22 protein-coding genes are annotated in these 25251 nt (G+C 60.6%); 10 read left to right on the forward strand and 12 right to left on the reverse strand.

All coding sequences use genetic code 11. The features are described from left to right. Nucleotides 1-86 precede the first annotated feature (86 nt). The 3 genes from ABXR19_RS08755 to parC form a co-directional block, all read right to left on the reverse strand. Nucleotides 87-839 carry a hypothetical protein gene (locus tag ABXR19_RS08755; RefSeq protein ID WP_354600742.1) on the reverse strand — a complete coding sequence of 251 codons (753 nt, stop codon included), beginning with the start codon at nucleotides 837-839 and terminating at the stop codon, nucleotides 87-89. Between the two features lie 496 nt (nucleotides 840-1335). Continuing rightward, nucleotides 1336-1986 (reverse strand): class I SAM-dependent methyltransferase, encoded by a 651-nt coding sequence (locus ABXR19_RS08760; RefSeq protein WP_354600743.1) that lies wholly within the window; start codon nucleotides 1984-1986, stop codon nucleotides 1336-1338. Between the two features lie 153 nt (nucleotides 1987-2139). After that, nucleotides 2140-4500 carry a DNA topoisomerase IV subunit A gene (gene parC / locus ABXR19_RS08765; protein WP_435594310.1) on the reverse strand — a complete coding sequence of 787 codons (2361 nt, stop codon included), beginning with the start codon at nucleotides 4498-4500 and terminating at the stop codon, nucleotides 2140-2142. Between the two features lie 619 nt (nucleotides 4501-5119). Here parC and fliO point away from each other — a divergent pair. The 4 genes from fliO (at nucleotide 5120) to fliR (ending at nucleotide 7526) form a co-directional block, all read left to right on the forward strand. After that, on the forward strand, nucleotides 5120-5530 hold the full coding sequence (gene fliO, locus ABXR19_RS08770; protein ID WP_354600744.1) for a flagellar biosynthetic protein FliO: 411 nt from the start codon (nucleotides 5120-5122) through the stop codon (nucleotides 5528-5530). Further along, complete coding sequence (gene fliP, locus ABXR19_RS08775) at nucleotides 5520-6266, forward strand: flagellar type III secretion system pore protein FliP (RefSeq protein ID WP_354600745.1); 747 nt, start codon at nucleotides 5520-5522, stop codon at nucleotides 6264-6266. The genes fliO and fliP overlap by 11 nt, the downstream gene beginning before the upstream one ends. Before the next feature lie 88 nt (nucleotides 6267-6354). Continuing rightward, nucleotides 6355-6624 (forward strand): flagellar biosynthesis protein FliQ, encoded by a 270-nt coding sequence (gene fliQ, locus ABXR19_RS08780; protein ID WP_354600746.1) that lies wholly within the window; start codon nucleotides 6355-6357, stop codon nucleotides 6622-6624. A 113-nt stretch (nucleotides 6625-6737) separates the two neighbouring features. Further along, complete coding sequence (gene fliR / locus ABXR19_RS08785; RefSeq protein ID WP_354600747.1) at nucleotides 6738-7526, forward strand: flagellar biosynthetic protein FliR; 789 nt, start codon at nucleotides 6738-6740, stop codon at nucleotides 7524-7526. Between the two features lie 109 nt (nucleotides 7527-7635). Here fliR and ABXR19_RS08790 read toward each other — a convergent pair whose 3' ends face one another. The 9 genes from ABXR19_RS08790 to ABXR19_RS08830 are packed head-to-tail and all read right to left on the reverse strand — an operon-like array spanning nucleotide 7636 to nucleotide 16967. Then, nucleotides 7636-8880, reverse strand: a complete 1245-nt coding sequence (locus tag ABXR19_RS08790; RefSeq protein ID WP_354600748.1) for an EAL domain-containing response regulator — start codon at nucleotides 8878-8880, stop codon at nucleotides 7636-7638. 10 nt (nucleotides 8881-8890) lie between these two features. Continuing rightward, nucleotides 8891-10039, reverse strand: coding sequence for a protein-glutamate methylesterase/protein-glutamine glutaminase (locus ABXR19_RS08795; protein ID WP_354600749.1), 1149 nt, complete (start codon nucleotides 10037-10039; stop codon nucleotides 8891-8893). Then, nucleotides 10036-10881, reverse strand: coding sequence for a CheR family methyltransferase (locus ABXR19_RS08800; RefSeq protein ID WP_354600750.1), 846 nt, complete (start codon nucleotides 10879-10881; stop codon nucleotides 10036-10038). Before ABXR19_RS08800 ends, ABXR19_RS08795 begins: the two co-directional genes overlap by 4 nt. 18 nt (nucleotides 10882-10899) lie before the next feature. After that, entirely contained in the window at nucleotides 10900-11424 is a 525-nt protein-coding gene (locus ABXR19_RS08805) for a chemotaxis protein CheW (protein ID WP_354600751.1), read from the reverse strand. 8 nt (nucleotides 11425-11432) lie between these two features. Beyond that, entirely contained in the window at nucleotides 11433-13070 is a 1638-nt protein-coding gene (locus tag ABXR19_RS08810; protein ID WP_354600752.1) for a methyl-accepting chemotaxis protein, read from the reverse strand. A gap of 9 nt (nucleotides 13071-13079) precedes the next feature. Then, on the reverse strand, nucleotides 13080-15101 hold the full coding sequence (locus tag ABXR19_RS08815) for a chemotaxis protein CheA (protein WP_354600753.1): 2022 nt from the start codon (nucleotides 15099-15101) through the stop codon (nucleotides 13080-13082). Then, entirely contained in the window at nucleotides 15094-15408 is a 315-nt protein-coding gene (locus ABXR19_RS08820; RefSeq protein ID WP_354600754.1) for an STAS domain-containing protein, read from the reverse strand. The genes ABXR19_RS08815 and ABXR19_RS08820 overlap by 8 nt, the downstream gene beginning before the upstream one ends. An 11-nt stretch (nucleotides 15409-15419) precedes the next feature. Next, a complete protein-coding gene (locus tag ABXR19_RS08825) occupies nucleotides 15420-15788 on the reverse strand; it encodes a response regulator (protein ID WP_354600755.1) in 369 nt (122 codons plus the stop codon). Between the two features lie 21 nt (nucleotides 15789-15809). After that, nucleotides 15810-16967 carry a methyl-accepting chemotaxis protein gene (locus ABXR19_RS08830; protein WP_354600756.1) on the reverse strand — a complete coding sequence of 386 codons (1158 nt, stop codon included), beginning with the start codon at nucleotides 16965-16967 and terminating at the stop codon, nucleotides 15810-15812. Between the two features lie 249 nt (nucleotides 16968-17216). Here ABXR19_RS08830 and minC point away from each other — a divergent pair, with 249 nt between their 5' ends. The 6 genes from minC (at nucleotide 17217) to ABXR19_RS08860 (ending at nucleotide 25210) form a co-directional block, all read left to right on the forward strand. Beyond that, nucleotides 17217-17981: a septum site-determining protein MinC gene (minC, locus tag ABXR19_RS08835; RefSeq protein WP_354600757.1), complete on the forward strand. Its 765-nt coding sequence runs from the start codon at nucleotides 17217-17219 to the stop codon at nucleotides 17979-17981. A gap of 47 nt (nucleotides 17982-18028) precedes the next feature. Then, entirely contained in the window at nucleotides 18029-18844 is an 816-nt protein-coding gene (gene minD, locus ABXR19_RS08840; protein ID WP_354600758.1) for a septum site-determining protein MinD, read from the forward strand. A gap of 1 nt (nucleotide 18845) precedes the next feature. Next, nucleotides 18846-19112: a cell division topological specificity factor MinE gene (gene minE, locus ABXR19_RS08845; protein WP_354600759.1), complete on the forward strand. Its 267-nt coding sequence runs from the start codon at nucleotides 18846-18848 to the stop codon at nucleotides 19110-19112. Between the two features lie 538 nt (nucleotides 19113-19650). Further along, entirely contained in the window at nucleotides 19651-20625 is a 975-nt protein-coding gene (locus ABXR19_RS08850; RefSeq protein WP_354600760.1) for a Bug family tripartite tricarboxylate transporter substrate binding protein, read from the forward strand. Then, nucleotides 20625-23945, forward strand: a complete 3321-nt coding sequence (locus tag ABXR19_RS08855; RefSeq protein ID WP_354600761.1) for a CHASE domain-containing hybrid sensor histidine kinase/response regulator — start codon at nucleotides 20625-20627, stop codon at nucleotides 23943-23945. The genes ABXR19_RS08850 and ABXR19_RS08855 overlap by 1 nt, the downstream gene beginning before the upstream one ends. Further along, nucleotides 23942-25210, forward strand: a complete 1269-nt coding sequence (locus tag ABXR19_RS08860; protein ID WP_354600762.1) for an ATP-binding protein — start codon at nucleotides 23942-23944, stop codon at nucleotides 25208-25210. Before ABXR19_RS08855 ends, ABXR19_RS08860 begins: the two co-directional genes overlap by 4 nt. Nucleotides 25211-25251: the final 41 nt, after the last annotated feature.

Below are 25251 nucleotides of genomic sequence, written 5' to 3' on the forward strand. Positions count from 1 at the left end.
GCTCAGTGGTTTTTCGACAACTCCACTTTGGCACTTCGATGCCGTTGCAGGTAGGGGCGTCCATGTCATTACCCTACTAGGCTCGGCTAGTACTTTTCAAAATTCGCCGAAGCATAGCCATCCTTGTATTCGCAGATTGGACATAGTTCCGCAGCCTCATCGTACTCACAAGACGAGTAGATATATGCAGATTTACACCGTTTACAATCAAGAACTTCCTCCTCGTGACCGCAGACAAGACATTTCTCTGCGTCAATATCGAAAGTATCGTTGCGACACGAAGTGCAATCAATAACGACCAGCTTCTCAGCCTCAATCTTCTCATTTGCTTTGTGCAAAAGATCTTCGTACAGCTCCGTATATTGCCGGAGGACTCCCCAACTCTTGTTCTTGAGGTGGTCTTTCTTCCAGCCTAGTGCCAAGTGGTCTTCAGCAAACCGGAAGATAAAAGAAACGGTTTGTCCAACTAACGCCTTGGCCTCCTGCTCAGCTATTGAAAACTCGTAGTGTTCGATCTGGTTGCGTTTCTCTCTTGCCGCAGAAATGGCTCGTATGTCTTCTTTTGTGAAAACCACGTTGCCAATTTTTTGAAGTCTTTCAAGGGCAGTCTTAGCGCTTACGGTAAACGCATCTAGGCTTGGGTACTTGTCAATGTTCTCAAACACGAAGGCCGGATGAACCTGCCGCAACCTCTCCTTAAAGAGAAGCTCAATCACATGGGCACAGCCAACGATGATTCGTTTCCAATCGCCTACACCATTCTTTTGGATCGGCCCCATGTGTTCGAGGGCATGCTCCAAAGAGTCACGGGCGTTCTCAATGAGGTTGAACTTGTGCATCTGGTCACCACAGAATGGAAAGCGTAACTATTAATTTGGACACCGCGTACGGCGCAGACAGGATGATCCGGCACGCCTCGTAGGGCGTCAATGAGCGCAGCGAATTGCGCCGCATGTTTCAGGCATCATTCCAGACGGATACGCACGAGCATTTCCTTGGCCCGAACAGGGTCGGCTTTTGAACTCACTAAGGCGTCTGATTCAGGATTTGCCATGCGGCGCAATTCGCTGCGCTCATTGACGCCCTACGTTCTTCGCGTCGCCACGGCTCGGTCAAACAGGGCGCGAACGTGCATGCAATTGCGGGAGCGACGTCCTCGTCGCGAAGACCTTTCGCGACGAGGACGTCGCTCCCACAGAAGTGCTTCGCGGCCAGAGCCCGCTCCAACAAAAACCCGAAGAGCCGCGCGCAGCGGGCTTCTTCGGGCAGCCCCCTGCACAGGCAAGCCGGGCGCGGCTCTGCGGGCAGCCTGCCCGAAAAATCAGGCTTGATCCTTCACTCGCCTGCAGGCTCGGCCGGGCTCTTCTTCCGCCACACACTGGCCAGCCAGGGCTGTTGCTCAAGGGGCAGGCCTGCCGGGCGATAGTAGTGTTCCAGTTCCACGAACTCGGCTTGATCAAGAAAGGCGCGCCAGGCGTCGAGCTCGTGATACGCCCCGTAGCGCCTACCGCTCCAGCCCTCCTGGTTATTGCCGCGTGGGTTGGAACTGAACAAGATACCATCGGGCTTGAGTGCAGCGTGTAGTTCGGCCAGCACCCGTGGCAGTTCCTGACTGGGGACATGAAACAGCGAGGCATTGGCATAGATGCCATCAAAGTGGTCGGCCGGCAGTTGCAGAGCAAGAAAATCCTGCTCCCAGACTTCGCAGCCGCTGTATTCACGCGCCATGGCGGCGAGCGCTGAGGAGCCTTCAAGGCCGACCGGCACATGGCCCAGCGCCCGGAGCGTGGCCAGATCACGCCCGGGACCGCAGCCGAAATCGAGGATGCTCAAGGGTGAAGTGGCGCGCACATGCCGCAGCAGCGCCTCGATGTTCTGCCGCACGTCATGCCCGCGCGTGCCCTCCCAGAATTGGGTCGCCGATTCGTTGTAGTGACTCAGGGTTGTCGCGGTGATGAGGCGCAGGTCGTCGCGAAGCGGTGTCATGGCAATCCTTTGAGCACGGGTGAAAGCAGTCTCCAACAACAGCCCGAAAAGCCGCATGCAGCGGGCTTGCGTAGGGTGTCAATGAGCGTAGCGAATTGCACCGTTATGTGCGATGCAGATGGTGCAATTCGCTACGCTCATTGACACCCTACATCAGGTGGGCGCCTTCACCGCCACCGGTTTGACCTTCGGTGCGAGCGTGCCGCCCTTGCGGGCGCGCTTGCCGCGGCAGGCTTCCAGCGCGACGCCTTTGACCAGCACTTCGATGTCTTTGCTACCCCGGCCGACGCCAGTCACGACCACCGCATCGGTCGGCGGGCAACAGATGGCGCAGAGCTCTTCCTTCTCATCGAGGCCCATGACGATCATGCCGCGCCCGCGTGGCATGACTTTCATCTCGGCACGCGGGAAGTAGAGCAAGCGGCCGTTGCCCGATGCGGCAGCCAGCCAGTCGCCTTCGACGCGCGCGGGGGCGAGCACGACTTCCTTGTCTTCCAAGGTCATGAAGGCCTTGCCGGCGCGCTGGCGCGTGACCAGATCTTCAAGCTTGGCAATGAAGCCGTAGCTGCCGGAGTTGGCGAAGAAATAGTCGCGCGTAGGCTCGTCCGCCAGCGCCTGCGCGATGCGCACGCCGGGCTGCAGTTCGATCAGGCTGGAGATCGGCACGCCGTCGCCACGCCCGCCGGGCAGATCGCCGATGCGCACGGAGAAGGCGCGGCCGCTGGTATCGATGAGGATCAGCGGCCAGGGCGTGCGTGCCTCGGCAACGAGGAAAGCTTCATCACCACTCTTCCAGCTGAGGGTTTGCGGGTCGATGCCGTGGCCCTGACGCGTGCGTACCCAGCCGCCCTTCGACAGCATCACGGTAACGGGCTCGTCCAGCACTGGCGCCTCGATGGCGGCGACCGACAAGGCCGGCTCGACCAGCGTGCGGCGCTCGTCGCCATGTTTCTTGGCGTCCTCGGTGATTTCCTTGAGGATCAGCTTCGTCATGACGCTGCGATTTTCGAGAATCTCGCGCAGACCGGCGCTTTCGTCGCGCAAGCCGGCGAGTTCCTTCTCGATGGCGATGTATTCCAGCTTGGCGAGCTGGCGCAGGCGGATTTCGAGGATGTCCTCGGCCTGCATTTCACTGAGGCCGAAGCGCGCGATCAGCTCGGCCTTGGGCTCGTCGGATTCGCGGATCAGCTTGATGACTTCGTCGATGTGCAGCCAGGCGATCTGGCGGCCTTCGAGGATGTGAATGCGCCGCTCGACCTGGCCGAGGCGATGCTGGGTGCGGCGCTCGACGGTGGTGTAGCGGAAATCGATCCACTCGCGGATCAGCGTTTTGAGACCCTTCTGCGCGGGCTTGCCATCCAGGCCGATGACAGTGAAGTTCATCGACACCGAGGCTTCCAGACTGGTGTGCGCCAGCAACACGCGCATCAGATCATCCGGCGACTGGGTGCGGGTCTTGGGCTCCAGCACCAGACGCACGGCAGCCTGATCGGAACTTTCGTCGCGCGCCGCATCGAGCACACCGAGCAGCAGCGCCTTGTTGTTCTTCTCGTCCTGGGTGATTTCCTTCTTGCCGGTCTTGGGCTGCGGATTGGTGACCGCTTCGATTTCCGACAACACTTTGGAGGACGACACGCCATGCGGCAGCTCATCAACGATGACGCGCCAGGCGCCGCGCGCCAGTTGCTCGATGCGCCAGCGCGCGCGCATGCGGATCGAGCCGCGACCGGCCGCATAGGCATCGCGGATCGCGCTGTCGGGCGAGATGATCTGGCCGCCACCGGGGAAATCCGGCGCAGGCAGCACGAAGCGGATGTCTTCCAGCGTGGCGTCCGGCTTCTTGATCAGGAGCTGGGCGGCGGCGGCGACCTCGCGCAGATTATGCGGAGGACATTCCGTAGCCATGCCCACGGCGATACCGGAAGCGCCATTCAGCAGCAGCATCGGCAGGCGCGCCGGCAAAAGCTTGGGCTCCTCGAAACTGCCGTCGTAGTTCGGCCCGAAATCCACCGTCCCCATGTCAACTTCGCCCAGCAACAGCTCGGCAATCGGCGTCAGGCGCATTTCGGTGTAACGCATCGCAGCGGCGCCATCACCATCGCGCGAGCCGAAGTTGCCCTGACCATCAATCAGCGGATAGCGCAGCGAGAAATCCTGGGCCAGACGCACCGAGGCGTCGTAAATCGACGAGTCGCCGTGCGGATGCAATTTACCCATCACGTCACCGACCACGCGCGCGGACTTCACGGGCTTGGCGCCGGGGCTCAGGCGCATCGAATGCATGGTGTACAGGATGCGGCGCTGCACCGGTTTCAAGCCATCCTCCACCTGCGGCAAGGCGCGGCCGCGCACCACGCTCATGGCGTAGGCCAGATAGGCGCGTTCGGCAAAGGCGGCAATCGGCAGATGGTCCTCGGGCAACTCGGTCAGCGTCGGCGGCATGGGCGGCGGCGGAGCGGCGGGCTCGGCGGGGATTTCCAGCACCGGGGCCTGAACGGGCTCGTCGGCAAACATGTCGGGTTCTTGATCGGTGGGGAAAGTCATCACGTGCGGCTTCGGGTGAATCAGGTGGCGGATTATCGCAGGGTCGCGGCCCAGCGGGAACCGGTGAATTGCGGACGCAAGGATGAGCGGCATACAAATCGGAAGCCGCGCCCAAACGGCTCCGTCCCCCTCGCAGGGGGGCTGAGACGGGAATTCGCAAGGCAAGCCTTGCGCCGTCGAAGCGGATCGCGTGTGCAAACTCGATCCTCCGGCTGGGATGGGGGTTGTACGTTCAACAAGGCATGTCCATGGTTTGACGTTTTTACCCCCACCCTCGCCCTCCCTCTTAAAGAGGGAGGGAATGTTCGGCCCTCTATGCCGGGCTCGGTGGAGGAGGAAAATTCCGACAAACCAACTCAGCAGCACCCCACCGCAAAGCCTCACCCAGCCTCACTGTACAGACAAGCCGCCCGAAGAAGCCCACCCCACGCGGTTCTCCAGCCACTCAGTCCTCAGCACTCATTGCTCAGTCCTCGCCGCAGGCGATAGCACCGGCAGGATTTGCCGCCCTTTTGCCGCGCTTATCCGGCGCTGCCACGACAGGCTGCGGGGCTAGGATCACAGCATCCCGAAACCGCCGGTGCCTGCCGTGATCGCCCGCCTCCTTTTTCTCATGCTGATGTCCACGCCCGCTCTGGCGGCCGAACCCCTGCCCTCGGCGGGTGGCAGCCTGGTGCAGATGTTGCTCGGCCTCGGCGCCACCCTGGCACTGCTGTTCGGCGGGCTGTATCTGCTCAAACGCCTGCAGGGCGCCCGCCCCGGCCAGCCCGGCGCGCTGCGCGTGCTGAGCGCTACCGCCGTCGGCCCGCGCGAAAAAGTGGTGCTGGTGGCTGTCGGCAATCAGGTACTGGTGCTCGGCGTCGCGCCGGGACGCATCTCGGCCCTGCACACGCTGGATGCGGCCGATCTGCCCGCGGCGCCGGTCGCCGCACCGCTGCCCGGCGCGGGTGAGTTCGCTGCGCGCCTGAAACAGATGCTGGAGCGTCGCCATGAAAAGTAAACAGCTCTGGCTCACCGCGCTGCTCCTCGCCTTGCTCCTGACGCCCGCGCTGGCCGCCGCCCAGGGCATGCCCGCGCTGACGACTTCACCGGCTGCCGGCGGGGGCACGACTTACAGCCTGCCGATCCAGACCCTGCTGACGCTGACGGCGCTGAGCTTCCTGCCGGCGGTGCTGCTGATGATGACCAGCTTCACACGCATCATCATCGTGTTTTCCTTGCTGCGCCACGCCCTGGGCACGCAGACCTCGCCGCCGAATCAGGTGCTGGTCGGTCTGTCGCTGTTCCTGACTTTTTTCATCATGGCGCCAGTGCTGGACAGGGTTTATCAGGAAGCCTACCTGCCGCTGAGCGAGAACCGCATCCAGTTTGACGAAGCACTCAATCGCGGCAGCGTGCCGATGAAGGCCTTCATGCTCAAGCAGATCCGCGAGCCGGATCTGTCGCTGTTCGCCACCCTGGCTAAGGTGCCAAAAGTGGACAAGGCCGCCGACCTGCCAATGCGCGTGATCGTCCCGGCCTTTGTCACCAGCGAGCTGAAAACGGCCTTCCAGATCGGCTTCATCGTCTTCATCCCCTTCCTGATCATCGACATGGTGGTGGCCTCGGTGCTGATGTCGATGGGCATGATGATGATGTCGCCAGTGATCGTGTCACTGCCTTTCAAGATCATGCTGTTCGTGCTGGTCGACGGCTGGACGCTGCTGATTTCGTCGCTGGTTCAGAGCTTTGGATGATTTTAGGGAAGAGATAAGGGGGAAGAGTGAAGGGTAAGCCCGTCACACCCTTCCCCCTTTCCCCTTCCCCTTCACAGGAGAAACGATAATGACCCCAACCACCGTAATGGAATTAGGCCGAGGTGCAATGGAACTCGGGCTGATGGTGGCCGCACCGATGTTCATCGCCGCACTGGTCACCGGCCTGCTCATCAGCGTGCTGCAAGCGGCGACGCAGATCAACGAACAAACCTTGTCCTTCGTGCCCAAACTGATCGTGATGTTCCTGACCCTGCTGATCGCCGGGCCGTGGATGATCACGATGCTGACTGACTATATCCGCCGCCTGTTTACATCGATTCCGAACATGATTGGCTAGCTGCCGAATCAAAACAGACGAGATGCTTTGTCAACTTCGCCTTGCCGTGCAACAGCACTGGCTGCGGCTCGTCTTCGCGCCTCGCGCCTGTTTTGACCCAGCAGAGAATTAATATGCTCGAAATCACCAGCCTCCAGCTCGACGCCCTGCTCCTGGCCTGGGCCTACCCCATCGCCCGAGTGCTCGGCCTGATCGCCACCGCGCCGGTCTTCGCCAGCGCGGCGATGCCACGTCAGATCCGCCTGGCTGCCGGGCTGGTGATCGGTGTCGCCGTGGCGGCGGTGCTGCCACCTCCGCCGACAATCCAGCCAGGCACCTGGTTCGGCATGGCGGTGTTCGTGCAGCAGATCCTGATCGGCATCGGTATGGGCCTTGGCCTGCGCATGGTAATGAGCGCCGTGGATATCGCCGGCGATATCATCGGTCTGCAGATGGGCCTGTCATTCGCGACTTTTTTCGATCCGAATTCCTCCGGCCAGACCGCTGTGCTGGCCGAATTCCTTGGTCTGCTCAGCTCCCTGACCTTCCTCGCCCTGAATGGTCATCTGCTGATGATCGACGTGCTGGTGCGCAGCTTCGAATTCGTCCCCATCGGCGACGCTACGATCAACGGTTCTGCCTGGCTGATCCTCACGCGCATTGGCAGCGTGGCCTTTGCCAGCGGCCTGCTGATTTCACTACCGATTGTCGCGGCGCTGCTGATCACCAACGTGTCGCTGGCCGTGCTGACCCGCGCCGCGCCGCAGCTGAACCTGTTCGCCGTCGGTTTCCCGATCACCTCCACGGTCGGCATGCTGATCATTCTGGTCTCGCTGAACGCCTTCGCCCCGGTGCTGCAGAGCATCTACGATCAGGGCTTCGAGATCATCGGCTATTTCCTGCGGGCCGTGCCGCCGCGCTGAAACCTGCGGCAACGAGCATGCCTGAAGAGGCGCACTACGCCTAGCTCTTGCGGCATGCAGGTTGAAGACTCAAGCCAGAAGCGGCTGTGCGGGCAGATGCCGTACAGACTTACGCTGCGCCAATCACCATGACCTTGATCGGCGCCGCATTCTCCTGCAGCCAAGGCCATACAGCGTCGCCGGGCATGGGTCTGGCCAGCAGAAAGCCCTGGACTTGATGACAACCCAAGCTTTGCACCAGCCGCAATTCGCTTTCCGTTTCTACGCCTTCAGCCAGAGTCGTCAGGCCCAGATCGCCTCCCATGTGAATCACCGAGGCGAGAATGGTGCGCAAGCTGGTCTTGTTGGGCGCACCGGAAACAAAGGAGCGGTCAATCTTGAGTTCCGTCAGCGGCAGGCGCGAGAGTTGCTGGGTGGTCGAGAAGCCGGTGCCGTAATCATCCATCGACAGGCCGAAGCCTTTCAGGCGCAAACGCCCGAGCGCCCCAAGGCCGGCGCCCATGTTGGAGATCAGCGCCGACTCGGTGATTTCAATCACGATTTTCGCGGGATCGATGCCGGCTTCGCGCGTGCGCTTGATGATTTCATCAACGAAATTCCGCTCGGTCAAAGATAGCGCCGAAAGATTCACCGCCACGCTGGGCATAAAGCCCTGAGCCTGCCATTCCAGCATTTGTCGCAGCACGGCATCCAGCATGTTCAGCGTCAGCTCGGTAATCAGCCCGTGGTCTTCGGCCACCGGAATGAAGGCCGCAGGTGAAACCGGGCCACGCACCGGACTGATCCAGCGCGCCAGCGCTTCCAGCCCGAGGACTTCGCCCGTCACCAGACAGATCTTGGGCTGAAAGTGCGGCAGGATCTGGCTGCTGCGCAAGGCCTCCCGCACTTCATCTGCGCCAATTTCGGTTTCGGTTCGACGATGCGCCTGCCGGACATCCAGAATGTGATCGAAGGACAGCAGGGCGCGCTGCAGGACTTCGAGCGTAAAGGGTTTTTCGAAAGCCCCCAGAATCGGCAGGCCAAGCTCGTGGCACATGGCTTCGACCGAACTCACCAATGAGGCATGGGTACTGCTGGCAATCAGCACTGGTGGCCGGTAATTCTCCGTAGCCAGGGCTTGCAGCATCTCGATGCCATCCATCCGTGGCATCTCCAGATCCACGACCAGCAAGGCCGGCGGTGGAAACAGGTTACGAATTGCATCCAGTCCGGCAAGACCATCCTCGGCTTCATAAATCCGCTGTATTCCCGCCTGACGCAGCACCTCTACCGCATTCATGCGTTGCAGCGCGCTGTCATCAACGACCAGCGCGCCATGCAACTGCAGAAGTGGGTGCAGCGAGGGCATACTCATTCCCTGTCCTCTAGCCTTTAAGTGAGCCGCCGTGTTTCAACAACCGCGCCGGGATCTCGTCCAGGCCCATTACCTCATGCACGCCGCCGTGTTTGATCGCCTCCTTGGGCATGCCGAAGACTACGCAACTGGCTTCATCCTGCGCCACGGTGCGGGCACCTGCCTCGGCCATCTCCTTCAAGCCACGCGCGCCGTCATCGCCCATGCCGGTCATGATGATACCCAGCGCATTCGCCCCGGCCGCTTTCGCTGCCGAGCGGAACAACACATCCACCGAGGGACGATGCCGCGACACCAGCGGCCCATCCACCACCTCTACGTCATACTGCGCACCATTGCGCCGCACCAGCATATGCTTTCCACCCGGAGCGATAAGGGCATGGCCAGGCAGGATGCGGTCTCCTGTTTCGGCTTCCTTGATATTGACCTGTGAAAGCTGATTGAGGCGATTGGCGAAGCTTTTTGTGTACATCGGCGGCATGTGCTGCACGACGACGATGCCCGGCGAAGTGACCGGCAACTTGGTGAACAGATATTCAAGCGCCTGCGTGCCGCCGGTCGAAGTACCGATGGCGACGATCTGATCCGTGGTGCGCGTCATAGCGCTACGTCCGTTCCCCGGCGCCAGCACCGCATCGGCACTGAGTTTTTCGCGCGTCAGCAAGCTGCCGGGTGGTGTTGAACCGGTTGCAGCAACAGGTTTTGGGGTCAAGCCGGCCGCCGGAGCAGCCGAGATCCGCGCCAGCGGCCGGATATTACCCAGACGCGCCATCGAAGCTTCGCGCACGGCATTGATGAAGGATTCTTCATACTCGCGCAAAAACTCGGTCAGGCGGGTCGTCGGCTTGGTAATGATGCTGACCGCCCCGGCCTCCAGTGCCTGCAGCGTGGTTTCGGCACCGGCTTCGGTCAGCGAGGAGCAGATCACCGTCGGCGTCGGATGTTCGGCCATGATCTTGCGCAGGAAGGTGATGCCATCCATGCGCGGCATTTCAACATCCAGCACGATCACGTCAGGCCAGTCACGCTCCATCTTTTGCAGAGCAAAGATCGGATCGGGCGCGGTACCCATCACCTCGATGCCCGCGTGCTTTTGCAGGATTTCCTGCAGCACCGAACGGACCACCGCCGAATCATCAATGATCATTACCCGAATCATGGCGCCATCCTTTGCATATCGTTCGTCTGCTTGCTGCGCCAGGCTGAATGCCCGACCGACTCCAGTTCGACCAGTTCATCACTCGCCGACTCGGAGTGACCAATATAGAGATAGCCCCCCGGACGCAGTCGGGCCAACATATTGCGCAAGATCTGGCGACGCCGCGGCGGATCAAAATAGATCAGCACATTACGCAGGAAGATCACATCAAACGAACCAATTTTTGCTGCAGAATCCAGCAAATTATGGCGAAAAAACTGGGTTCGCGCCCGCAAACTGCGGTTCACCAGAAGTTGTCCGGCATACTCGCCCAGACCCTTGCGGCAATATTTTTTCAAATACTCTTTCGGCATTTCTTCGAGCCGACTCAAGGGGTACAAACCGCGTGCAGCATGCCACACGGCACGCCCTGAGATGTCCGAGCCCAGCAACTCCCAGCCAGCTGCCCCCAAAGTCTCCGCCAGCGTCATGGCCAGGCTGTAGGCCTCCTCGCCCGTCGAGGCAGCAGCGCTCCAGATGCGCAGTGGCCGGTGCGCCAGCATCGGCAAGGCATGTCGCGTCAGGTGCTGAAACTGATTCGGCGCCCGAAAAAAGAAGGTTTCATGCGTGGTCAACGCATCCACCATCCACTGCCGCTCTTCGGCCTCGGCGGGCTGCTTCAGCAGCGCACAGTAATCCTCAAAGCCCTGCAGGTGGCGCAGTTCCAGACGACGCTGCAAGCGGCTTACAACGAGCATTTTCTTGTCGGTATGCAAATGAATGCCGCACTCGCGCTCGAAGAGCTCCCGCAAAATGTAGAAACTCTGCTCACTCAGCTTCAGGGAGGGGACATCCACCGCCATGTTCAAGATCCGCCTCCCTCAGGCATCCAGCGTCACGGCCTGTTCGAGCCCATGCTGTTGTTCGCTGGTTTCGATCAGGTGCTTTAGCTCTTGAGCATTCAGCACCTTGTCAACATCCAGCACGATGATGAACTTTCCGTTGCGATTGATCATGCCATCCACAAACTCGGTGCGCATGGCCGTGCCGAATTCAGGTCGTGGTTCGATCTGCGCAGCAGGCACATCCACAACCTCGTAGACGGTATCCACCATGATGCCCAGCAACTGGTGCAGTGCATCTTCCTGCGAAGATTCGAAAATGATCACGCAGGTGCGCCAGGTGATCTCCGACACGCCGCGCCCGAAGCGCGCAGCGATATCGATCAGCGGCACCACCGAGCCGCGCAAATTGATCACCCCGCGCAGGAAGTCCGGCGCCAGGGGTATTTCCGTCACGCCGGGATACTCGATGATCTCCCGGATCGGCGCGACCGGCACCGCAAACACCTCCTTGCGCAAGCTGAAGGTGAGGTAGCGGCGCGAAGCTAGTTCGTCTGCAGCCATGGCACACCTCAGAAGTTGGTGAAGGAGGATTCGTCGACCTCGCCGGGCTTGGTCGTCCTGATCGTGACATCACCTTCCGAGCCACTGCGCGAGGGCACATGCCTGGCGGTCTCGTACTGCCCGACACCGGAATCCGACGCGCCGCGAAGCCGGAAGAACTTCACCGCCTGCTGCAACTCCAGCGCCTGGGCACTCATGGCCTCAGCAGTCGCACTCAACTCTTCCGATGCTGCCGCATTCGACTGGGTGCTCTGGGCCAGTTGGCTCATGGCCTGATTGACCTGCACCACGCCATTCTGCTGCTCACCCGAAGCGGCTGAAATCTCGCGCACCAGATCCGAGGTGCGTGTAATCGAAGGCACCATTTCATCCAGCAAGCGCCCGGCGCGCTCGGCCATGGACACACTCTTGCTGGCCAGCGCGCTGATTTCCTCGGCCGCAGCCTGGCTACGATCCGCCAGTTTGCCGACTTCCGAAGCCACCACCGCAAAGCCCTTGCCATGCTCGCCAGCGCGCCCGGCCTCAATCGCCGCATTCAGCGCGAGCAGATTGGTCTTGTAGGCGATGCTGTTGACCACCCCGATCTTCTCGGCGATCTGTCGCATCGCAACCACCGTATCGGCCACTGCCGAGCCACCCTGCCGTGCTTCTTCGGCTGATTTAGTGGCGATGCCATCAGTAACTTTGGCGTTCTCGGCGTTCTGCATCACGGTGGCGGAAATTTCCTCCATCGAGGCGCTGGTTTCTTCTACGCCTGCAGCCTGATTGCCGGAATTCTGTGCCAGGGACGTTGATGAGGAGGCCAATTCCTCGGAAGCAGATGCCAAAGCATCTGCCGAGGAGCGCACCTGATGCATCACGGCCGACAGGCGTTCGACCATCACTTTCATGGCCGTCAAGGCACTACCTTTGTAACGCGCCTTCACCTCCAGAGCGAGATTGCCTTGGGCTACCTGGCGAGCAATCTCTGCCACGTAATCCGGCTCGCCACCCAACTGGCGCTGCACACTGATGACCACATAGGTGCCGATGCCGCACACAAACAGCAAACAGATACCGGAAACGATCCAGGATACAGATGCGGCCTGCGCCCGCAGTTTCTCGGCCTCTGCCGCCCGATCCTTGCCCATCGTGGCATTGTTGGTCTGCAATTCGTCAAAAGCCTTCGAGAGCTTGGCGGTATAAACCGCATGTTCCTTCATCAGGACAACCAGTTTCTCGGTTTTGTCGAGCCGATCAGCGTTAGTTTGTTTAACCGCATCGACCACCTTGTTCTTGAAACCGAAATATTCGGTAAACGCAGACTGCAAGGCCTTGAAATTCAGCGCATCCATCTCACCAGCCAACAAGGGCTCGTAATCAGCCAAGGCTTTCTGGATCTTCACCTCGTTGTCGGCCATATCCTTGATCAGCTTGTCGCGATCTTTCTGATCCGTTGAAATTGCCACCCGCCACAACAGCACACGATTCTTGGCATAGGGATCAATTGCGTCATTGGTAATGAGCAGCGCGGGCACGGTGCTCTCGTTGGCAAAGTTGGTTGCCTCATAAACCTTGCTCATTTCCCTGGCCGAAAACCAGGTCAGGAAAACGATCCCGACCAGAGCGGCAACGATCAACAACACCATTTTGTATACAAGTTTCATGTCCGTCTCCTACGACTGAATTGAAATCGAAATACTCTCGCCGCCACGTTCGGTCTGACGCACTTTGCCAGCCTCCTGCTGCGAGGTCAGATTAAGCAAGGCAGGCACATCCAGAATCAGCGCGACCTTGCCATCGCCAAGAATCGTTGCGCCCCCCAGACCACGCACGCCTTGCAGCAGATAGCCCAGAGGTTTGATCACGGCCTGCAGCTCGCCCACCAGCCGATCCACGAGAATGCCTGCGCGACGCCGCCCGCTCTGCACCACGACCATGCAACGGACGCCGGTCGGCTGGGCCGGAATGCTGAAGATATCGGACAGCGTGATGCACGAAAGCGGCTCGCCGCGCAGATTGACGATGTTGTAGTCATCCAGCGGCTCCTCCAGATCGATGCACTCGACGACCAGTTCCAGCGGAATCGCGAAGTTGGAGCCTCCAACGGCCACCTGGAAACAATCGATAATGGCCAGGGTCAGGGGCAGGCGAATCCGGAAAACGGCGCCCTGCCCCAAGGTCGATTCGATCTCGATCTCGCCGCGCAGCTGTTCGATATTGCGCCGGACCACATCCATGCCGACGCCGCGCCCGGACAGATCGCTGACCTTTTCGGCGGTGGAAAAGCCGGGATGGAAGATCAGCGCAAACACGGCCTGCTCATCCATGACCGCATCGGCCGTGATGATGCCCTGCTCCACCGCCTTGGCCCGGATGCGCGCCTGATCGAGGCCACGCCCGTCGTCGCTGACTTCAATCACGATGCTGCCGGCATCCTGATAGGCATGCAGACGCAGCGTGCCGGTGGCGGCCTTGCCGGCCGCGAGACGCGCCTCGACCGGCTCAATGCCGTGATCGATGGCATTGCGCACGACGTGCAGCAGCGGATCGGCCAGCTTGTCGATCATCAGCTTGTCCAGCTCGGCATCCGCGCCGCTGATCTGCAGGTCGATCTTCTTGCCCAGATCCTTGGCCACGTCACGCACGATGCGCGGGAAGCGCTGGAAGATGTCACCAATCGGGGTCATGCGCAGGTTCAGCGATTTGTTGCGGATGTGCTCGACGAGTTTCTCGATCTCGCCCATCACTTCCTGCACCACATCGAATTGTTTCTTGCTGACGAACATGCGTCCGCTGGCGGCAGCAATCACCAGTTCGCCGACGGTATCGATCAACTCATCCAGCTTGCGCGCCTCGACCTTGACCATGGTCTGCCGCGTTGAAATGCGCCGGTCCGGCGAAGGCACTTGATCAGTCTCATCCAGATCGCCTGCTGCAAGTTCAGCCACCACCGGCACAAGCGGCTCCGGGGCGACCGCAGCCAGTTGCTCGATGCGGATGTCGCTGCCCTCCATCACGAAATCAAAACTGGCGGCAATTTCCTCACGACTGGCGGCAGACTCCAGCTCCACCTCGAAACGCAGATAGCCACACTCGGGGTCCATATCCGCAAGCGAAGGCAGCTGGGACGTGTCCGTACGCACACTCAGGATTTCACCCAGACGCCCCAGATACTGGATCAGGGACAAAGGGTCCATGCCATCGCGCAGCACATCGGGATAAAAAGCCAGAGACAAATGCCAGCGATACACACCACCTTGTGCCGGCGCTAACGCTTGTGCGGCGGCCGGGGCAGAAGCCCGCTCGCCGAGGTAACTGTTCAAACCCGCCAGCAGGGCCGTGCGCAACACCGGATCGGGATCGGCCAGCACTTCGCTTTCAGCCAGGGCTTCAATCAGGCTACGGATGTACGCGCCACAGTCAAAAATCAGGGAGAGCAGATCCGGCTCCAGCGCCACCTCGCCATTGCGCACGCGCACCAGCAGGCTTTCCATCACATGTGTGAAGCCGACAATCAGATCCAGACCGAACAGGCCGGCCGAGCCCTTGATGGTGTGGGCCGCGCGGAACACGGCATTGATGTGCTCGGAATCTCGCCCGCCCTGCTCCAGTTCCAGCAGCGCCGTATCCATGGCGTCGAGCAGTTCGCGGGACTCTTCAATGAGCATCCCGCGTGCAGCTTGCATGTCAATCATGAGCGCCCTCTCCTTTACGCACAAACGCGCCGCGCAAACCGTCCAGCTGCAAAAATTCAACCGCATTCAGCAAGGCTGCGGATGGATTCGTCAGGCTGACAGGATGCTTCTCGCCCGCCAGCGCGAGCAGAATCTGCAAACCGGCCACGTCTACGTTTTCCAGTCCGCCCAGATCCAGATCCAGCGATTCCGAGGTCGTCAGCGCCAGCGCCAGCGTGTCGCGCGCTTCGGCGGCTTCGGCAATGCTCAGGTCACCGTTCAGCGCAATACGCATCTGCGGGCCGGCTTCCAGCGTAATGAAAGACATGCTCAGCCCCCTTACGCGGAAACGAGTTTGGAGACGGCATCCAGCAAGGCCGGCGGCTGGAAGGGTTTGATGACCCAGGCGCGGACACCGGCCGCTTTGCCCTCAGCCATCTTGGCCGCGTCGCCCTCGGTGGTGAGCATCAGCACCGGGGTAAAGCGGTAAGCCGGCATGGCCTTGGCCGCTTTAACGAAAGTGAGGCCGTCCATGTTCGGCATGTTCACGTCGGAGATGATCAGGTTGTACTTACGCCCGTCCAGCTTGGTCAGCGCATCCTTGCCATCCACCGCATCAACCACGTCGTAACCGGAACTTTTGAGCGCAATGCCCAGCGTCGTTCGCAGGCTCATCGAATCATCAACAATCAGAATGCACTTGGCCATGACAGGAAATCCCTTGCAGCACTAGAAGAAAGTAATCGCAGGCGAAGCGGCAGCGGCTTTGCCTGTTGTCGCGCCGCGGTGCACCTGATGCTGATCCAGCATGGTGTAACTGGCCGCGAGCTGAGCTTGCCACTCCTCGGCCGAGCTCATCTCGACCTCGGAAAAACCGCGATCCGAGACGCTCTGCGACAACTCGTCGAAGCGCGCCATATCGGCGCTCACGTGCTCGATCACCTGATTGATGCGATCCTGAAACTGCAAACTGACCAGCACCGCTTCGACATTGGCCTGCACCGCCTGACGCTCTTGCTGCAGGGTAGCCACGTCGTTCTGCATGGCGCTGGTGACTGCCTCGAATTCACTGACGATCTGCTGCGCGGTTACCTCGGAATCGCGCACCATATCCTGCTGTTCATCGGCCACCCGCCGCGATTGCAGCAGCGCCTGCTGCATCGAATCCTCAACCGTTTTCACGGTCTGGCTGATGCTTTTGCCCGTGTCTGCCGATTGCGATGAGAGCTTGCGCACCTCATCGGCCACCACGGCAAAGCCGCGCCCGGTTTCACCCGCCCGCGCCGCTTCGATGGCCGCATTCAGGGCCAGCAGATTGGTTTGCTTGGCAATCGCGCCGACTTGATCCGCCATTTTCCGCAGGCTGTCCATGTGACCCGCCACTTGACCAATCTCACGCACCAGGGTGTCAGTCACCTCGCGGGTCTTGCCCAGCGTCGCAGAGATTTTCTGCAGACCGCCCTCCGCCCGCGTCACGGCCTCCAGGGCGGCACCACTGCCGGCAGCGCCGGCATCCACCTGCCCCAGTTGCTGCGCCAGATCAGCAAAGCGACCGCTCAGATCTTCGATAGCTTCGCGGCTCTGATCCTGCACAGACACCACATGTCGCCGCCACAGCGGCACCACGCCATGCACGATCGACAGATAACGGTGTGCGGCATCCACCTGAGGGACTGCCGCAGGCTCCGTCCGGAACGCCAGCGGCGCTGCCGTCGTCACGGTTGCGCGCGCACGCCAGATCAGCAGTGCGCCGATCACCAAACCAGCCAGCAAACCCAACCACCAGATGCGAGCCAGGCCCAGCATCAAGAGCAAATTGACCACAGCCAAGCCGGCCACCACGGGCAGACTGATTGAGCGCCCCGCATTTCCGGAAGAGTCGTGCATTTCTTTTCACCCCATGACGCATCGCGCCGGCTTGTTTGCCCTTCACGCCCACCTTCTGCGGTAGGTGTCAGGCTTAACGGCAGGAAACTACGCATGCTGAATACCCCTTCGGGCACGAAATGCCTGATTTCCCTTGCCCGGATAAGGTCCGCGCACACTGAATGCCGGGCCGAGGCACATACACCTTGCCCCCGGGCGCCTCAAAAAGTAGACTCGGGCGCTTGATTACATTCAGATTTCACGCCGCCCATGGCAAAACCCATTGAATTCAAGGCTGGCAGCCTGAGCGCCATGAGCGCCGTATTGCGCGAAATCGACAATGTGCGTCTGTCCGACGCACTGCAAGTCATGCTCGGCGGCATGGGCGAATTCTTCGCCGGCGAGGCCACAGTGATCGACGTCAGCCAGGTCAAGACCTTCCCGGACAAGGCTGACTGGGCCGGCACGCTAAGCCTGCTGCGCCGTTACGGCCTGCAGCCGATTGCCCTGCGTGGCGCACCCGAACATCTGCATGCCAGCGCGCGCAAGGCCGGGCTGGCGATCCTCTCGGAGCAAGCCGCCAGCATCAAGGCCGCCAGCGATATTCAACTACCCATGGCTGAAGAGCCGCGCGCAGAGCCTGTCTCCACGGCACCTGCCCCGCAAGCCACGCCCAGCGCGGCTGTCGGAGCAATGGTCGTTGACCGCACGATCCGCTCTGGTCAGCAGATTTACGCCAAGGGCGGCGATCTGGTGATTCTCGGCGCGGTCAGCAACGGTGCCGAAGTCATCGCCGACGGCAGCATCCACTGCTACGGCCCGCTGCGTGGCCGGGCGATTGCCGGCGCCAATGGCGACAAGAAGGCGCGTATCTACAGCAGCAATTTCGGCCCGGAGCTGATCTCGGTGGCCGGCGTTTTCCGTACTTTCGAAAAAGGCATCCCGCAACAAGTCGCCGGCAAACCTGCTCAGGCGCAGCTGCGTGGTGACGATGACAAGCAATCGCTCGTGCTGGAGCCGCTTCAGCTCGACTAATTAATAGGGGGCTCGAAAAGCCCCCGGAATAATCCAGGGAGAAATCTGTGACCCGTATCATCGTCGTAACCTCAGGCAAGGGTGGTGTCGGCAAGACCACCACCAGCGCCAGCTTCGCCTCCGGGCTGGCCATGCGCGGCTTCAAGACGGCCGTCATCGACTTTGACGTCGGCCTGCGCAATCTGGATCTGATCATGGGCTGCGAGCGCCGCGTGGTGTATGACCTGATCAACGTGGTGCAGGGCGAAGCCAATCTGCATCAGGCCCTGATCAAGGATCGCCACTGCGAGAACCTGTTCGTACTGCCGGCCTCGCAGACGCGCGACAAGGATGCACTGACCGAAGAAGGTGTCGAAAAGGTCCTCAAAGATCTGGAGCACATGGGCTTCGATTACATCATTTGCGATTCCCCTGCCGGCATCGAACACGGCGCCGTGATGGCCCTGACCTTCGCCGACGAGGCCCTGGTGGTGACCAATCCGGAGGTGTCCTCGATCCGTGATTCGGACCGCATCCTCGGCATCCTGCAAAGCAAGAGCCGGCGCGCCAAGGAAGGCCAGGAAGCAGTCAAGGAACACCTGATCATCACGCGTTACTCGGCCAAGCGCGTCGAAGAAGGCGAAATGCTGTCCTACAAGGACGTGCAGGAGTTGCTGCGCGTGCCGCTGCTGGGCGTGATCCCGGAATCCGAAACCGTACTGCAGGCCTCCAACGCCGGCGCCCCGGTAATTCACACCAAGGATTCCGAAGCCGCCGACGCCTATCTGGATCTGGTCGCCCGCTTCCTTGGTGAAGAGCGCGAAATGCGCTTCGTGAATTACGAGAAGCCCGGCCTGCTCAAGCGCATATTCGGGGGGGCCTGACATGTCCTGGCTCGAAAAAATCTTCGGCACTGCCCAACCGAAAACCGCCCAGCGCGCCAAAGAGCGCCTCACCTTGGTGATCGCTCACCAGCGTGCCGACGAGGGCGGCGCGCCTGATTTTCTGCCAGCCCTGCAGAAAGAGCTGATCGCCGTGATCTCGAAATACGTCAAGGTGAACGCCGACGACATCAAGGTGCTGCTCGAAAAGAAGGACAATTTCGAAGTACTGGAAATCAATATCGTGATGCCGGAACCGGGTACGCGCTGAGCACTGCCAGCCCCGTTTCCTGACAAAACCCGCCGCCCGGCGGGTTTTTTATGGCCTGAAGAGCGAGGCTGGTCGCGGCTCTTCGGGCTACAGCCGAAAGTCGTGAGTCGTGAGTCGCAAGTCGCAAGTCGAAAAAACACGGTCCCACCCCAGCGGGAGGATCGAGTTTACAAACTCGATCCTCTTCAAGGGAAAGAAGACCGTCCGGGCGCGAGTTGCGATTAACGCGCAGCGCCCTTCGCCACGCCTCCTCTGGATTCCGGATCAAGTCCGGAATGACGAAACCGGCGCGGGTCTTGCGACTCGCGACTTGCGACTTGCGACTTGCGACACCCCCAGCCCCCCCCCGAAGACCCGCACCCGACCTGCCTCTACACCATCCCTATCTGAAGATCCAAGTGCAGAGCGACTCTTCGAGCACATGATGTAAGCGACCTTTCAGGCTGCATCCCTCAAGAAAACCCGGCCCACCCCGTAAACCTTCGTAGCACCGGCCTTGCTTGGCCTGCGCACGACATTCGGGATGGAGAGGGCGCTCATGTTTCGCGCAGTCGGACTATTGATTATTTGGGGACTATTGCAGGCCAGCGCTCAGGCCGCCGAGCCCTACCCCAGCCGTCCCATCACGCTGGTGATTCCGTATGCCGCGGGCAGCGATACGGATGTAATAGGGCGCATGCTCGGCAGTCTTACCCATCCGGATATGAACGCGCGCGCACCGGTATTCGAAAACCGCACGGGAGCCTCCGGACTCACGGCCTCGCTGTGGGTGCGCGCGGCCGCGCCCGATGGCTACACATTGCTCATCGCCCGCGTCGGGACGCATGCGATTGCGCCGGCAATAGAAGTCAAGCGCCCCTACGATCAGGATGAATTCACCACCCTGGCGATCCTTTCAACGAACCCGCTGATTTGCGCCGTACGCAAAGACTCGCCCTACAAAACCTCCCGCGATCTGCTCGCGGCAATTCGTCAGCAGCCGGGAAAACTGAAATACGGGACATCCGGGGCCGGCACCATCCAGAATCTGGCCGCGCAATATCTGCTCGCCCTCGGTGGTCTCAAACCCGAAGCTGCCAAGGTGCGGTATTCCACCAGCGGCGCCACTGCCACAGAGGATCTGGTTAATGGGCACGTCGACTTCGTCTGCAACAACGCCAACACGGTGCTCCCCGGCATGCAGGCCGGCAAGCTGCGCGGACTATTCACCACCGCGCCGGCGCGCATGACCCAAGCGCCCGATTTGCTCACCGCACGCGAAGCCGGCTTGCGCGACATGGTGCAGATTCAGGGCTGGACGGCCCTGATGGGCCCCGCCAAGCTTCCTGCCGAAGTCACCAGCAAATGGAAGACAGTCTTGGCCAAACTCGCCAAAGACCCGCAGTGGCTGGCTGGCAATATCCAGCTGGGCGCCCAATCGGCCTTGCTGAACGTGAAGGATCCTGAAAAATTCGTTCGCGACCAGTACGTTTTATATGACCAGCTGATCACCACCCAGGGTCTGCGCCAGTGATGAGACGAAGCCTTGCCCAAGCTTGGCGCGCTCTGCTGAACGTGCCCTGGTTTGATTTCAGCCTGGTGACGATCATTCTGCTGTTTGGCTGCGGCGGCTCATGGCTGCTCTATCGCAGTCTGGACACCACCGTCGATCTTCAGCGCCGCGAGCGCCTGACTGCCGCTGGCCAGGCCGTCATCGACGCCTTCGATCTGGATTTGAAGCGCGCGCTGGAAACGGTGCGCAGCACCAGCCTGATGATTGCCTCGCAAGACCAGCTGCGCCGCACAGAATTCCTGGATTACACCAATCGGGTATCCTCAGGCTCCCAGGTTTTCAGTTTTCTGGAATGGCAACCTGTTGTGCCAGCCCCGCAGCTGGCAGCCTTCGAAGCCAGAGTCCGCGCCGATGGCTTGCCGGACTTCCGCGTCACCGAACCGGCCGAAGGCCGCTTCATCCCGGTGCGCCCGCGTGCGGAATACGTGCCGGTACTCTTCGCCTGGCCAGAAGCCTCGGGCGCGATTGGCGTGGATATGGGTTTCGACCCGGCACGCATGACGTCCAAACTGATGGCCCGCGACACGGGGCGCGCCATCGCCTCGGAATCATTCCGGCTCATCAGCGACGGTAAACAATCCGAGGCGGCTGAAGCCTTCGCAATCTCGATGGCCGTATATCGCGACGCCAACCCGAATACCGTCGAGGCGCGACGCGCGTCTTTGCAAGGCTATGTCGCAGGCGTCATCCTGATCGCCAATCTGCTGCGTGAAACAGCGCTGCGCGCCGACAGCGGGGGCTTTGATCTGCTCGTTTTCGATCAGGCCAATGCATCACGCAAACTGCTGCTTTCGGCGCTTGGCGAAGACAGCGACTGGCACACATCGCCTGCGCTGATAAACACCGTCGCGGGCGAGCAGGATTTGTCCCTGACTATCGAAGTCGGCTCTCGCCCATGGGAGCTCGTTCTGCACCCCCGCCCCGAATTTCTGGCCCGTAACTCGCACCGCAACAGCCAGTCAGTCCTGTCCGGCGGCCTGATCGCCACGCTACTGTTGGCCGCCGCCCTGTTCTGGCTGCTGCGCAGCCGTCGGCTGATCGAGGCCAGTCAGGCCGCCAGTCTGCACGCCGAACACGCCCTGGCGGAAGAGCGTCAGCATCTGGCCAATGTGGTCGATGGCACCAACGCCGGCACTTGGGAATGGAACGTGCAAACCGGCGAGGTCAAGCTGAACGAACGCTGGGCACAGATGATCGGCTACACCCTCGCCGAGCTGTCACCCATCAGCATTCAGACCTGGGAGGCGCTAATCCATCCGGACGATTTTGTCCGCACCGGCGAATTGCTGGTACAGCATTTCAACAATACCCTGCCCTACTTTGCCAGCGAATTCAGGATGCGCCACAAAAATGGCAAATGGGTATGGATCGCCTCGCATGGCCGGCTGTTCTCGCACACCGCCGAGGGCTTGCCGGAATGGATCGCTGGCACGCAAGTTGAAATTACCGAACAAAAACGCCTGACCCAGTCGCTGATCGATCTGAAAGGCGCACTGGACGCCCACGCCATCGTCGCCATCACCGACAAGGCCGGGCGCATCACCTATGCCAACAACAAATTTTGCGAGGTCTCCGGATACTCACTCGACGAATTGCTGGGCAAAGATCATCGCATCATCAATTCCGGCCATCATCCGAAATACTTTTTCGCCGAGCTGTGGCAGACCATTGGCAGCGGCCACGCCTGGCGTGGACAGATCTGCAATCAGGCCAAAAGCGGGCGTCTGTACTGGGTGGACACCACGATTGCGCCGATTCTGGATATGGACGGCAAACCGGAACAGTACATCGCCATCCGCTACGAAATCACAGATGCCAAGTTGCATGAAGAGCGCTTGCTGGAAGCCAAGGAAGCCGCCGAACGCGCCAACCGCGCAAAAAGCGAATTCCTGGCCAACATGAGCCACGAAATCCGCACGCCGATGAACGCCATCATGGGCTTGACCCAGCTGGTGCTGAACACCCCGCTGCAGCCCCAGCAACAGGATTATCTGGAGAAGGTATTCGGCTCGTCGCGCTCGTTGCTGGGCATCCTCAACGACATTCTGGATTACTCGAAGATCGAAGCCGGCCAGCTGGAGCTGAGCCTGACCCCTTTGTCACCACACGCCCTGTTTGCCGACGTCACCGACCTGTTCGGATCTGAAATCGAGCGCAAGGGCTTGAAACTCCTCGTCCACATTGCCCCGGATGTGCCGCAGGCCGTTGTGGGCGATCCGCTGCGCCTGGGACAGATCCTCAATAATCTGATCGGCAATGCCATCAAATTCACCGAGCACGGCGAGATCCAGTTGCAGCTGGAACTGATGACGAAAACCGGCACGGGCTCAAGCCTGCGCTTCAGCGTCAAAGACAGCGGCATCGGCCTGAGCCCCGAGCAATCGGCGCGCATCTTTCAGGCCTTTGCGCAGGCTGACAATTCCATCACCAGGCGCTTTGGCGGCACCGGACTGGGGCTGAGCATCTGCCAGCGTCTGGTAAGCCTGATGGGTGGCGAAATCACCGTCTCCAGCGAACCCGGCAAGGGCGCCAACTTCAGTTTCACCGTCGCCTTACAGGAAGCTCCGCATCACACCAGCGATTCTGCCCATACCCACAGCAGCAGCACTGGACTGAACGATGCGTGCCAGAGCTTTGCCGGTGCGCGTGTACTGCTGGTCGAGGACAACCGCATCAATCAGCTGGTCGCAATCGGCATGCTCAAGCAGCATGGGGTCGAACCTGTCGTGGTTGAGCATGGTGGTCTGGCCGTGGAGGCTGTGGCGCAAGAGTGCTTCGATCTCATTCTGATGGATCAACACATGCCCACCATGGATGGTTGCGAAGCCAGCACAATCATCCATGCTTTACCGGGTCTGGCCAATCTGCCGATCATAGCAATGACCGCTGCCGTGATGCAGGCGGACAAGGAGCGCTGCATTGCGGCCGGAATGGTGGACTTTGTGGCCAAGCCGATCGAACCGGAAGAGCTGGCTCGCGTGCTCCTGAAATGGCTCCCCGCCGCGCTGGCACAGTCTGCCGTTCCACACGTACAAGCACCCGCAAACGAAAATACATCGGCCGCGATTCTGGCCTGGGTAAAGGCACTGCGCCCATATCTAGAGGAGTACGAGTTGATCCCTGAAACGCTGATCGCCCAATTGCACGTGCTCAGACAAACCCCCACACACAGCGAAGCGCTGCAACAACTTGCCCAACAACTCGACCGTTTCGATCACGAGGGCGCACTGGCCAGCCTGAGCCGGATCCAGGCAAAACTTTGTAAGGAGCCTTCATCATGAGTGCAGAACACGCAGATAAACCGCTGCTCCTGCTGGTGGATGACACGCCCAGCAATCTGCATGTACTGGCCGCCATCCTCAAACACGATTACCGCCTCAAACTCGCCACCAACGGGCCGGATGCCATCGCCCTTTGTCACAAAGAGGAACAGCCCCAGCTGCTCGTCCTCGACGTGATGATGCCGGACATGAGTGGCATCGAAGTGCTCACCGCCCTGCGCGCAGATCCACATACGGCCGCCATCCCGGTGATCTTCCTCAGCGCAGACGACTCCGAGCGCAGCCAACTGGACGGCTTCGAACTCGGTGCCGATGACTACCTGACCAAGCCCGTGAATCACATCCTGCTGCAAGCCCGGGTGCACAACATCCTGCGCCGCAAGCAGGCCGAAGACCGGGTGCGCGAACTCAACGCAACGCTGGAAGCGCGCGTCGCCCAGCGCAGCCGAGAGCTGGACGCCGCCAACGCCGCCTTGCAACACTCGCTGGAAGACCTGGCGCGCAGCGAAGCCCGCGCAGCCCTGAGCATCATGGTGGCCAGCATCACCCATGAACTCGGCACGCCACTGGGCAACAGCGTAATGACCGCCGGCACTCTGGATGACGCCACGCGCGAGTTGGAACACCTGATGGAAAGCGGCCAGATCAAACGCAGCAACCTCACCGACTATTTTTCTGTGCAGCGAGACGGCCTCAACATCCTGCAACGCAATCTGCAGCGTGCCAACGAACTTCTGAGCAATTTCAAACAAGTCGCCGCCGATCAGGCCAGCGAGCAACGCCGCGAATTCGACTTGGGCGAAGTCATCCACGAAATCGTTGCCAGCCTGCAACCCAGCCTCAAACGCCATCCGCACAAACTCGTCGTCGACATTCCGAAGGGCATCCTGATGGATAGCCAGCCGGGACCTCTCGGCCAAGTCTGCATAAATCTGATCAACAACGCCTACCTGCACGCCTTTGAAGGGCGCTCAGACGGCCTGCTAACCCTCAGCGCCAGCGCCGATGAGCAGCAAGTCACGCTGCGCGTCAGCGACAATGGCATCGGAATTCCCGCCGAAAATCTTGAAAAACTGTTCCTGCCCTTCTTCAGCACCAAGATCGGAAAAGGCGGCAGCGGACTGGGCATGACCATCGTCGAAAGCCTGATCAGCAAGACCCTGGGCGGCAACATCAGCGTCAACTCCACCCTCGGCGTCGGCACCACTTTCAGCATCCGCCTGCCGCGCCAGGCTCCCGTCGCGGCAGAAACGCCTGCGCCTTAGGGCGAGGGACTAATCGCAAGTCGCAAGTCATGGGCCCGCTC

Source organism: Uliginosibacterium flavum (assembly GCF_040566545.1).
Lineage (GTDB): Bacteria > Pseudomonadota > Gammaproteobacteria > Burkholderiales > Rhodocyclaceae > Uliginosibacterium > Uliginosibacterium flavum.

Bases quoted from the DNA above. Each gene is read 5' to 3' on its own strand.
- ABXR19_RS08820 (WP_354600754.1), bottom strand. From the start codon at position 15,408: ATGTCTTTCATTACGCTGGAAGCCGGCCCGCAGATGCGTATTGCGCTG.
- ABXR19_RS08850 (WP_354600760.1), top strand. From the start codon at position 19,651: ATGTTTCGCGCAGTCGGACTATTGATTATTTGGGGACTATTGCAGGCC.
- ABXR19_RS08830 (WP_354600756.1), bottom strand. From the start codon at position 16,967: ATGCACGACTCTTCCGGAAATGCGGGGCGCTCAATCAGTCTGCCCGTG.
- fliP (WP_354600745.1), top strand. From the start codon at position 5,520: ATGAAAAGTAAACAGCTCTGGCTCACCGCGCTGCTCCTCGCCTTGCTC.
- minC (WP_354600757.1), top strand. From the start codon at position 17,217: ATGGCAAAACCCATTGAATTCAAGGCTGGCAGCCTGAGCGCCATGAGC.
- fliR (WP_354600747.1), top strand. From the start codon at position 6,738: ATGCTCGAAATCACCAGCCTCCAGCTCGACGCCCTGCTCCTGGCCTGG.
- ABXR19_RS08855 (WP_354600761.1), top strand. From the start codon at position 20,625: ATGAGACGAAGCCTTGCCCAAGCTTGGCGCGCTCTGCTGAACGTGCCC.
- fliQ (WP_354600746.1), top strand. From the start codon at position 6,355: ATGACCCCAACCACCGTAATGGAATTAGGCCGAGGTGCAATGGAACTC.
- ABXR19_RS08760 (WP_354600743.1), bottom strand. From the start codon at position 1,986: ATGACACCGCTTCGCGACGACCTGCGCCTCATCACCGCGACAACCCTG.
- ABXR19_RS08800 (WP_354600750.1), bottom strand. From the start codon at position 10,881: ATGGCGGTGGATGTCCCCTCCCTGAAGCTGAGTGAGCAGAGTTTCTAC.
- ABXR19_RS08755 (WP_354600742.1), bottom strand. From the start codon at position 839: ATGCACAAGTTCAACCTCATTGAGAACGCCCGTGACTCTTTGGAGCAT.
- ABXR19_RS08810 (WP_354600752.1), bottom strand. From the start codon at position 13,070: ATGAAACTTGTATACAAAATGGTGTTGTTGATCGTTGCCGCTCTGGTC.
- ABXR19_RS08860 (WP_354600762.1), top strand. From the start codon at position 23,942: ATGAGTGCAGAACACGCAGATAAACCGCTGCTCCTGCTGGTGGATGAC.
- ABXR19_RS08825 (WP_354600755.1), bottom strand. From the start codon at position 15,788: ATGGCCAAGTGCATTCTGATTGTTGATGATTCGATGAGCCTGCGAACG.
- parC (WP_435594310.1), bottom strand. From the start codon at position 4,500: ATGTTTGCCGACGAGCCCGTTCAGGCCCCGGTGCTGGAAATCCCCGCC.
- ABXR19_RS08790 (WP_354600748.1), bottom strand. From the start codon at position 8,880: ATGAGTATGCCCTCGCTGCACCCACTTCTGCAGTTGCATGGCGCGCTG.
- ABXR19_RS08805 (WP_354600751.1), bottom strand. From the start codon at position 11,424: ATGGCTGCAGACGAACTAGCTTCGCGCCGCTACCTCACCTTCAGCTTG.
- ABXR19_RS08815 (WP_354600753.1), bottom strand. From the start codon at position 15,101: ATGATTGACATGCAAGCTGCACGCGGGATGCTCATTGAAGAGTCCCGC.
- ABXR19_RS08795 (WP_354600749.1), bottom strand. From the start codon at position 10,039: ATGATTCGGGTAATGATCATTGATGATTCGGCGGTGGTCCGTTCGGTG.
- minE (WP_354600759.1), top strand. From the start codon at position 18,846: ATGTCCTGGCTCGAAAAAATCTTCGGCACTGCCCAACCGAAAACCGCC.